This window comes from Annamia dubia NIES-4383 (assembly GCF_055394725.1).
The window spans coordinates 2291316-2303207 of record NZ_AP025630.1; the positions used below are offsets into that span (position 1 = coordinate 2291316).

The following is an 11892-nucleotide window of genomic DNA, read 5'->3' on the forward strand; positions in this document are numbered from 1 at the left end:
AACATTAAGTCGCCATTATTGCTTATTAAAATCTATTGACTATTATCTCATTAATAAGGTATTCTTCTGTTAGTCAAAAATTGTTATTAGCCAAAGCAAAACCCCCTAAAAGTATGGAGTTCAAAGATCAAAAGAATTTATCACAAAACGACAAATTAATTCAAACTAGAGTTTTTAAAGCACTTAACGAAGCCAAAGAGAGATTAAAAGTTTTTGAAGCCAAACAAAGTGAACCCATAGCGATTGTCGGTTTAGGTTGTCGTTTAGGTGATAATATTGCCACCCCTGAGTCTTTTTGGTCGTTCCTCAAAGAAGGGAAAAATACCCTTAGAGACATCCCCAATCAGCGCTGGAATCAAGAAAATTTTTATGATTTAGATCGCAACAAAGCAGGAAAAATTTATATTTCTCAAGGGGGTTTTCTCGATGATGTATCCCAGTTTGACGCGCATTTTTTCGGAATAGCCCCAAAAGAAGCCATTGCCATGGATCCCCAACAAAGATTACTTTTAGAAGTTGCCTTTGAAGCCCTAGAAAATGCAGGAATGGCCGCCCCCGCCTCTAGGAAAGACAAAACAGGGGTTTTTATCGGTATTACTAACAATGACTATGCCCGTCTGATTGCTCCCCAAGAAGACTATCGAGCCATCGGAGCTTATCACATTTCGGGCAACCATAACAATGCGGCGGCCGGGCGTATTTCTTACCTCTTAAATCTCAATGGGCCGAGCTTGGCCATAGATACCGCCTGTTCTTCCTCCTTAGTTGCCGTTCATCTAGCCTGTAGATCTTTGCGTTCCCAAGAATGCAGACAAGCCCTAGTGGGGGGGGTAAACCTAATTTTAACTCCCGAAGTGGTGATCGCCTTGTGTCGCAATCAAATGTTGGCCGCCGATGGCCAATGCAAAACCTTTGACGAAAGCGCCGATGGTTTTGGCATAGGAGAAGGTTGCGGAGTAATCGTCTTAAAACGCCTCAGTGACGCTCTTGAAGACGGCGATCGCATTTGGGCAGTAATTCGGGGAACGGCGGTTAATAACGATGGTGCCAGTGGAGGCTTTACCGTTCCCAACGGTTCGATCCAGAAGGAATTAATTCGTGAAGCCTTAGCTGACGCTCGTTTAGAAGCCGATAGCATTGATTATGTTGAGGCTCATGGCACAGGCACATCTTTAGGGGATCCCATTGAAATTAAAGCCATCGCTGAAGCCTTATGCCCCAATCGCTCAAAATCGAACCCCTTGTTAGTGGGTTCAGTAAAAACCAATTTAGGCCATCTAGCGGCCGCCGCCGGAATTTCGGGCTTAATCAAAACCGCCTTATCTTTGCATTATGGTGAAATTCCCGCCCATCTTAATTTTAAAAACCCTAATCCTCATATTAATTGGCAGAATTTACCCATTAATGTAGTTACCGAAAACCGCCCTTGGACGGTTAACCATGATAGGATAAAAGCCGCCGGAGTCAGTTCCTTTGGGGCTTCAGGCACTAATGCTCATGTCATTTTAACTGAACCCCCCCAACCCCAACCCCAAAGCACAGAAAACTCACCAATTCTCGTTACTTTTTCAGCCAAAGATCAAGAGCGATTGAACCTTTTAGCCACCGAATTTATTAATTATCTTGAAAAAGCACAAGAATTAAAGATAAAAGATATTGCTTTATCCTTAAATAAGGGAAGATTTGCGCATAAAAATCGCCTCGCTTTTGTGGTGTCTAGTCAGGAAAATTTGCGTCAAAAACTTGAGTTTTTTGTTAATAGTAATGACGAAGAAAAACGACTTGAACAAAATAAATCTGAACTTAGTTATGGAGTAGCCGAAACTAATCCTAAAATTGCGTTTCTTTGCAATGATCAAGAAAACATAAATCCAGAAATAATTGAAAAATTACTCACTGATGAACCAGTATTTTATCAAGCTTTTGTGAATTGTGATCAGTTCTTTCAAAATTATTTAGAATTTTCTATAAAAGAATTATTATCATCAAAAAAATCTTTAGAAACTAAACTTAAACAACCTCTTTATCTTCAGCCAATTTTATTCGCTTATCATTATAGCCTTTGTGAACTTTGGAAATCGTGGGGAATTGCTCCTAATGCGGTTTTAGGCTCTGGCGTAGGGGAATATTTGGCCGCCCAACAGGCGGGGGTATTTTCTCTTGAAGATACGGTTAAATTAGTGGTAAAATATGCCCATCTTTTACAAGAAAACCCCAATCAAAAAGATATTTTATCACCCCTAAAAATAGCCACAGAAATTAATTTTAATAGCCCGTATATTACCCTAATTTATCAAGGAGAAATCGTTAAAAAATCCCTTAAAACTTCTCTTGATAATAGAGAAAAAATTAAGCCAGAAGTTGAGTCAATTACCCAAGGAATTTCTAATCTTGATCAAATGGGATATAAGATTTTCTTAGAAGTTGGCACAGGCTCAAATTTAATTAATATTGCTCGTCAAAAATTAACTGAAAATTCTATTTTATGGTTATCCAGTTTAGGGGAAAATGATCACCATGACTACCATCAACAAACCGTATTAGGAAAACTCTATGTGCAAGGATTTAATATTAATTGGCAAGGCTTTCATCATAACCGTTTAGGTCAAAAAATTAGCCTCCCAAATTCACCTTTTATCCGCAAACATTACTGGATAAATTCAGAAAATCAATCAAATAATTTTAAGCAAAATGCTTCTACTTCCTCTGGGCATCCCCTTTTAGGTGAGCGCTTTCCCTCTCCTTTATCTACCCTTCAATATCGAGGAAATATTAGTAAAAATAAACCCCAATTTTTAGAAGAACATCAAGTTTTTGATCAGGCAATATTGCCCGGATCTGCCTTGATCGAAATGGTTTTATCAGCCCAAGAAAATAAACAATTAATATTAGAAAATATTGAATTTAAGAAAGCATTAATCCTTAAAAATACAGAAGATACATTACAGTTAATTATTGAGCAAAAAACTTTTCAAATTTATCATCAAGTTGAGCAAAACTGGGAGGTATTAGTAAAAGGTAAAATTGACGAATTAAAATTAAATTCTTTAACAAATTGTCAGCTAGAAACAATCGAAAAAAGTTGTCCTGAACAGGTTGAAATTAAATCTTTTTATGAAAAATATCAAAAATCTGGCATCAATTACGGGGTCAATTTTCGATTAATCAACCAACTAAAACGGGGTCAAAATATATCCTTTGCTCGGATAAAATTAACCCATGATCTAGGCTTAGAAAATAACCAGTATCGAGTTCATCCCGCTATGTTAGATGCTTGTTTTCAGGGGATTGCGGCCATCTTATTCCAACAAGAATCATCTATAACTTATGTGCCTGTTCGCCTTGAAAAATTAACATTTTTTGAGTCACCTGATGAGCAGGTAATTAGTATTACTAAACTTAAGAAAAATTCAAATAATACTAATATTATTATCGCCGATATTGATGTTTATTCTCCAGAAGGAAAGCCCCTTATTTCTATCATTAACTTAGAACTAAAAGCCGTCCAACCTCAAGAACTTATCCCCCAAGAAAACCTCCCCCAAACCTATTGTGAAGAATGGGTTGCTTCCGAACAATTATTAGGCAATAACAGGGACAATTTAGCCACTCCAAAAGAGATCAAAAATAAGATTAAACCAGAAGAATTAGAACAACAATTAGGGGAGAAATTAGCCCAATATGAAAGCTTAATGGAAGCAATGGAAAAAATAAGTTTAACCTACATTTGGGAAGCATTAATAAAACTAAATGGACAGCCAAAATTAGGTCAAACTTATGACGAAAAACAAATAGCAATTCAAGGCCAAGTTGACGATTTTTACCGGCCTTTATTATCTCGATGTTTAGCTATTTTAGAAGAAGAAAAGATCGTAACTGAGCAAACCGATGGCTGGTTATGGCTCAAAGAATTAGAAGCGCCTTCATCCCAATCACAAATTGAAATTATGCGCCGAGAATTTGCCGATTATACTGCCGAAATTAATTTAATCGAGCGTTGTGGCTCGGCCTTGGCACAAGTGATGACTCATCAAGTTGATCCGGTGGAATTGCTCTTTCCCCAAGGGGATTTAGAAGCGATCGCCTCTATTTATTCCGAGGCCGCTGGAGCTAAATTGATGAATCAGTTAGTGGCCGCCACCCTCAGCAGTGCGATCGCCCAAAATTCCCCCCATGATCAACTCAGAATTTTAGAAATCGGAGGAGGTACGGGATCCGCCACTACGGGCATTTTACCCCATCTATCCGGCAGAAATATTGAATATGTATTCACCGATATTTCCTCAAGTTTTTTAACCAGAGCTAAGGAAAAATTCAGAGACTATCCTTTTATTCAATACCAAACATTAGATCTGGAAAAAAATCCCTTTACTCAAGATTTTGTACCCGGAAGTTTTGATCTAATTATTGCCGCTAATGTACTTCATGCCACCGCCGACATTCAACAAACCCTTGAAAATGTGCGCTCATTAATCGCTCCCGATGGGTTGCTTATCCTCTTAGAAAGCACAGGAGCAAGACGGTGGGTAGATTTAACCTTTGGCTTAACCCAAGGATGGTGGTTATGCACTCAAGATGTTGAGCGCAATGGTTATCCTTTAGTCAGTACAAAAGATTGGCAAAAATTGCTCATTCAAAATCACTTTGAAGACATTAATATTATTGAGCCAAGTCAAAGCAAAACCCGAAATTTATTAAAACAAAGTGTCATTATTGCCAAAAGTAGCAAAAAATTATCACCTCAGCCTCAAAAACCCTACTCCCATCAACTAATCTGGGCTGATACTCAGGGAATTGCTAAAAATTTAGTTACCCTATTTCAAGATAGGGGCGTAAATTGTTCTTGCGTTTTTCCCCAAGATCTTAACCCCGATTGTGCGCAAGATTACCAAGCCATCTTGAAAAAATCCATCACCCCACAAACCCATCAAATCCTGTACTTCTGGGGATTAGAAAACAATGACACACAAATTTATGAACAAGTGGAAAGCCATTGTCAGCGCTTCCTCTTTTTCTTACAGGCGTTGTTACAACTAGAAAAGCCCCCCGCTCTAATTTTAGTGACTCAGGGAGCAGTCCCCGCCCAAGAAATCAAAACCTTAACTTCCCCTGCTCAAGCTTCTTTATTAGGGATAGCTTTAAGCTTAATCTTAGAACACCCTGAACTTAAATTTAAGGCCATTGACCTAGATCCCAATCAAGTCAATTCAGCCGAAAACCTGCTCCAAGAAATCTACAGTAATCCCCAAGAAACAAGGGTAGCACTAAGGGGCGCACAGCGTTTTTATCCCCGTTTAGTAACCCGACAACTTAATGAGGGTAATCTTACCTTTTCTCCTGATGTTTATTATTTAATCACAGGAGGAACGGGGGGATTAGGATTAGTTACTACCCGTTGGATGGTGGAAAGGGGGGCGCGACATTTAGTTTTATGCTCCCGTACAGGGGAAAAAGGTATTAAACCAGAAATTTTAGCCGATTTGTCTTCTCAAGAGGCGGAAATTATCATCAAACAACTTGATATTACCGATGGCGAAAAATTACAAACCCTCTTAGAAGAATGTCGGGGGAAACACCCCATCGGTGGCATTTTTCACATTGCGGGAACTTTAGACGATACCACTTTAGTGGGGCTTACACCAGAGCGCTTTAACTATGTTTTATCCCCCAAAGTGAAAGGTACTTGGTTACTTCATCAACTTACCCTTAATGATCCTTTAGATTTTTTTGTTTGTTACACTTCCGCCGTGTCTTTGATTGGATCCGCCGGCCAAGCTAATGCGGCGGCGGCCAATGCTTTTGAAGATGCTTTTGTTTATTATCGTCACGCCCATAATTTACCCGGAACTGTTATCAACTGGGGGCCATGGAGTGAAATAGGCGCGGCCGTAGATCGCAATGTCTTAGAAAGATTGGCCGCCAAAGGCTATCAAGCCATGAAGCCTAATTTAGCTCTTAATACCCTCGCAAAAATTCTCCTCAATCAGATTATTCGCACAGGTGTAATCATTATTGATTGGCAAAAATTCCCTTATCTTAACCAAAACTTTTATCAAAACTTCCAACATCAGGGTAAACCTCAATCTGCCTCCTTATCCGATGTTTTAAAACAGTGGCAAAACCTACCATTAAAACAGCGTCATAACTGGTTAATTGATCATATTAGTAAGCGTGTTTCCACCGTCTTAGGGCGCTCAAAGGATGAGACTTTTTCCCCCCAACAAGGCTTTTTTGACTTGGGGATGGATTCCCTCACCTCCACCGAGTTACGCAATTTATTACAAACAGATTTTAATTGTTCCCTGCCTTCAACGATTACTTTTCGCTTTCCCAATGTTGAAACTTTAGCCGATTATTTACAGCGAGAAATTTTAGCACCTTCTCAAGCCCCCTTAACTCCCGTCACCCCAACCATTAAAGCCGAAATTCCTCAAAAACAGCGCGCAAAATTGACCCCTGAAACACCCCAACTTGATGATGATCCAATTGTCATCGTGGGGATGGCTTGTCGCTTTCCCGGCCGCGCCAAAGATTTAAAAACCTTCTGGGAACTCTTAGAACAGGGGAAAGATGCAGTAACACCAATTCCTCAAGATCGTTGGGATCAACAGACATGGTACGATCCCAATCCCGATACCCCCGGCAAAATATACGCCCCTTACGGCGCATTTTTAGAAGAAATCGATCGATTTGATGCCGAATTTTTTGGCATTATTCCCAGAGAAGCCGTAGCCATGGATCCCCAGCAACGGCTTCTCTTAGAAACCGCTTGGGAAGCCTTAGAAACCGCCGGACAAAACCCCCAAAAATTACGCAACAGTCAAACCGGAGTTTTTATCGGTTGCATGACTCAAGATTATGCTCAATTAAGCTATTCCCCCCAAGCGATCAACGCCTATACGGGATCAGGCACTTCCGTCAGTATAGCGGCCGGTCGTCTTTCCTACGTCCTCGGCTTACAGGGGCCAGCCATGACCATTGATACGGCCTGTTCTTCCTCATTAGTATCGGTTCATTTAGCTTATAATGCCTTACGCAATGGGGAATGCGATCTGGCCTTGGCAGGGGGAGTTAATCTCATCTTAACCCCCATTATTTCCCTAATTGAAAGTCGCGCCCAGATGCTCTCTCCCGATGGACATTGCAAAACCTTTGATCAAAGTGCCAATGGAATGGTGCGAGGAGAAGGATGCGGAATCATTGTCTTAAAAAGATTGAGTCAAGCCCTTGAAAATGGAGATCAAATTTTGGCCAAAATTTATGGTACGGCCGTTAACCATGACGGGCCCAGTAGCGGCCTAACCGTTCCCAATGGTCAAGCTCAAGAAAAATTATTAGATCAAGCCCTCAAAAGCGCCCATCTTAAACCAGAACAAATAGACTACATCGAAGCTCATGGCACGGGTACAGCCCTTGGGGATCCCATTGAATTAGAAAGTATGGCCGCCGTTTTTGGCCAACGCCCCCCCCATCGTCCCTTAATTATTGGTTCGGTCAAAACCAATTTAGGCCATTTAGAAGGGGCGGCCGGTATTGCCGGATTGATAAAAACAGTTTTAGCCTTACAACACCATAAAATCCCCCCCCATCTTCACTTTAAAAAACCTAATCCCCGTTTTGATTGGAGTTCTCACCTTTTTGAAGTTCCGGTGCAAGAAATCCCTTGGCATCGGAGCGATCGCCCCCGAATTGCCGGAGTTAGTTCCTTTGGATTTAGTGGTACAAATGCTCATCTGATTCTTGGGGAAATTGACGCTGATTTACCTCATAAATCAGGGAATAACTATTGTTTATTACCCCTTTCCACTCGCTCGGAAACATCCCTTCAACAGTTAGCCAGAAATTATCAAGACATTTTAACTGAACCTCTCAATTTGGCTGATGTTTGCTTTACCGCTAGTACCGGTCGCCCCATTTTTTCTGAGCGCATCTGTATTTTAGCTGACTCCATCACCACCGCCAAACAAGCCTTAATAGACTACCAAAATGGGAAGGATTCTGAGGCTCTGATCAAGCCAATTTTCCGAGAAAATTCTCCAAAAATCGCCTTTTTATTTTCTGGACAAGGCTCTCAATATTCAGGCATGGGAGAAACCCTTTATCAGCGTGAAATCGTCTTTAAAGAAACCCTAGATCTTTGTGATCAAATTTTACAACCCCTTTTAGGAAAATCCCTCTTAGACTTAATCTTTCAACAGCAAAATAGCGAGTTATTAGAACAAACTCAAATCACCCAGCCCGTGCTGTTTTCCGTTGAATATGCCCTTGCTAAATTATGGCAATCTTGGGGCATACAACCTTCAGCCCTTTTAGGCCATAGCATTGGGGAATATGTGGCGGCCTGTTTGGCGGGGGTTTTTTCTTTAGAAGATGCCTTAAACTTGGTAACTCAAAGAGGTAAATTAATGGGTGAATTGCCTCATAATGGGAGTATGTGCGCTATTTATGCCGATTATGACACCGTAGCCACCGCCCTCAATTCCTTTGAAGATCAAGTTAATATTGCCTCCGCCAATGGCTCAATTACGGTCATTTCTGGGCTTAAAGAAATGGTTGAGCAACTGGAAAAAACCTTTATAGCTCAAGGCTATAAAACCAAGAGTTTAGCCGTATCCCACGCTTTTCATTCTCCTTTAATGCAACCCATTCTTGATCAATTTGCCAAGGTATTAGGGCAAATTTCCCTTCATGAGCCGAGTTTAACCATTATTAGTAATCTTACGGGTAAAGCGGTGGGTTCGGAAATTACAACCCCTGATTATTGGGTGAACCATCTACGCCATACGGTACACTTTAGTCAAGGATTTAACTATTTAATTGATCACGGTTATCGCTGTTTTCTTGAAGTGGGATCAAAGCCTGTATTATTAGGCATGGCAAGGCTGATCGCCCCCAATCAAAATCTATTGTGGTTGCCCAGTCTTGTACCCGGAAAAGATGAACAGGTACAAATGTATCAAAGTTTAGCCAATCTTTTTGTCAACGGTTATGGCGTAAAATGGACTGAAGTATTTAAACAAGGTCAGCGCATTTCTTTACCAACTTATCCCTTTGAAAGAGAAAGATTTTGGCTCTCTAATTCTGAATTTTCTCTTAAAGAAATAACAACTCAGTCACATCCTTTCCTTAAAGATTTTAAAAAATTAGCAACGAGAGATCTGATCTGTGAAGGGGAGATTAGTTCCCTTAGTCCAAATTATTTAGAAGAACACAGAGTTTTTGAGAAAATCATATTTCCTGCAACTGGTTTTATTGAGGCAATTTTAGCCGCTAGTCGGAAAATATTTAATGAGCCTTTTATGAGTATTCAAAATGTGGCTATTCATCAGGGTTTACTTTTATCCCCAACCCCCACAACGGTGCAATTAATTTTTAAACCGAAAAAATCATCTCAAAATATTTATAGTTTTGAAATATTTAGTAATGATTCCACACAAGATCAATGGCTTCTTCATGTTACGGGTGAAGTTAAACCTAATAATATTAAAAACCTTGATCAATTAAGCTTAAGTAAAGACCCATTAGAAAGTAATAAAAAATCGGTTTCTATTCCTCGATTTTATGAACTTTATCAACAGATGGGAATTAGTTATGGAGAGCATTTTAAAGCAATTCAAGAATTATATTCATTGGAAAAAGGTTCTCAAGCTAAAATTAAAATTAACCCTAATTTATGGGATCGCCGTTACTGTTTTCATCCCGTTCTTTTAGATGTTTGTTTGCAAAGTATTGGCGCGGCTTTTCCCGAAATTCACGGTCAACAATTGCATTTACCTTATGGATTTTCTTCCTTTGAAATATTCCGAAATCCAACTTTTCAAGTTTCAACAAAAGTTGATATTACCTCAGATCTTAATGGTGAAATGCGAGTTAATCTTAATATTTATGATGAGCAAGAACAGCTTTGCGCAAGATTTACGGACTTAACGGCACGGCGTACAGAGCCGAATGTTTTACAGCGTTTATGGCAAGAAAAGCCCCATAACTGGTTTTATCAAGTGGAATGGGAAAAACTACCTTCAAGGCCAACTGTTGCCGGAAATGCTCAAAATTCTTGGCTCGTCTTTGTTCGTCAGGGAACAGACTTAAATCCCCTCATTAATTTATACCAAAAAGCAGGAGAAAAGGTAATTAATATAGAAATGGGTGATCATTATCAACGCAATGATCAAGATTCTTTTACGATTAATTTCACCCAAAAAACTGATTTTGAGCACCTTTATCAAGAAGCCTATCCGGCCGGAGAATTTGCGACTGGGGTTATCTTTTACTGGGAATCGCCAGAGGTTGAAGATGCGGCCGATACCGTATATCAGAGTTCTCATGCCCTCTTAAATTTAGTTCAAACTCTCACAAATAAATCAGAAAAAACACCTCATTTATGGCTGATTACTCGTGGTGCGAATAAGATGATTAATGATGCAAATTTATCTCCTCAACAGTCTCATTTATGGGGATTAGGGGCAGTTATTAACCAAGAATATCCTAAAATGAGTTGTGTTTGCATAGATTTACCCGATCATAAAGAAGCTAATGAAGCTGAATTTTTATTCAATGAATTACATAATTATCCTAATGAATTTCGATTAGCTTTACGTCAAGGCAACCGTTATGGAGCAAGATTAGTTTCTGCAATTGCTCCTAACTCAGAAACAAAAGAGTTAAACCTTCAAACAGGAGCTTATTTAATTACAGGAGGTTTAGGTAAACTTGGGAGTTTAGTAGCTCAATGGTTATCGGAAATGGGGGCAACTCACCTAGTATTATGTAGTCGTCAAGTTAAGTCTTCACCCCAATTGATCGCTTCACTAGAGGAAAAAGGAACACAAGTAACCCTCATTGAAGCCGATATTACCTCCCCTGAAGATTTGAAAAATTTATTTGCCCGTTTTGGCAAAGATTTGCCCGTTTTGCGAGGAATAATTCACGGGGCGGCCGTATTAGATGACGGATTGATCCCTCATCAAACTTGGTCAAAATATCAGAGGGTAATGAGTCCAAAAGTAGAAGGCACTTTATTATTAGATCGCTATAGTCGCTCTTTATCTTTAGACTTTTTTGTGAGCTTTTCTTCGGCGGCCGTTATCCTTGGCTCACCCGGCCAAAGTAATTATGCGGCCGCTAATGCCTTCATGGACGGGCTAATGCAACAAAGACACAGTTTAGGATTAACTGGAATTAGTATTAATTGGGGAGCTTGGGACACTGGTAACACAGAGGAAAAAGAGCGTTTTGCCAATTGGGGCTTAAAAACCATGTCTTGCGATCGAGCCTTTGAATATCTCAAGCAGTTAATTTTAGGCGACATTAGCCAAGGCATAGTTATAGATATTGATTGGAATACTTTTAATAAAACTTTCAACATTGACCAGCCCTTTTTTAGAGAAGTATTAACCCAAAACTCTCAAAAACAGACAAATCCAGCACAACTATTAGAACTATTAAAATCAGTCCCCCTAGATGAGCAAACAACCGCTTTAACTGAAGGAATTGAGAAAATATTGCGAAAAATTGCCGGATTTAACGAAAATAAAGTTATTCCTCAGAAAACATCATTTTTAGACTTAGGTTTAAACTCCCTGATGGTTATAGAATTTAAAAATCACTTAGAAACAGATTTAGGATGCACCTTACCGTCCTCGGTCATTTTTGATTATCCTAATCTTCTAAGTCTAAGCAACTATTTATGGGAGGAAATACTACCGAATTATCTTGATTTAGAGATTAAAGACAATTTAATCTCAGAGCCTGATTACCTTGATCCCTATGAAAATCTGAGTGAAGACGATTTGGCCAGACTACTCAATCAGAAATTAACCGAACTTGATCAATATGATTAAATTTTAATTTAAAAATAATTCAATCAGTCTAAAATCTGGTATAGTAAATGAG

Annotated in this window: 1 protein-coding gene; it reads left to right on the forward strand. The window is 39.5% G+C overall.

Annotated elements, in window-relative coordinates:
- Positions 1-113 precede the first annotated feature (113 nt).
- Entirely contained in the window at positions 114-11840 is an 11727-nt protein-coding gene (locus tag Anndu_RS10380; RefSeq protein ID WP_464101131.1) for an SDR family NAD(P)-dependent oxidoreductase, read from the forward strand.
- Positions 11841-11892 lie beyond the last annotated feature (52 nt).

Excerpts from the sequence above, each read along its gene's own strand:
- Anndu_RS10380 (WP_464101131.1), top strand. The coding sequence starts at position 114 with ATGGAGTTCAAAGATCAAAAGAATTTATCACAAAACGACAAATTAATT.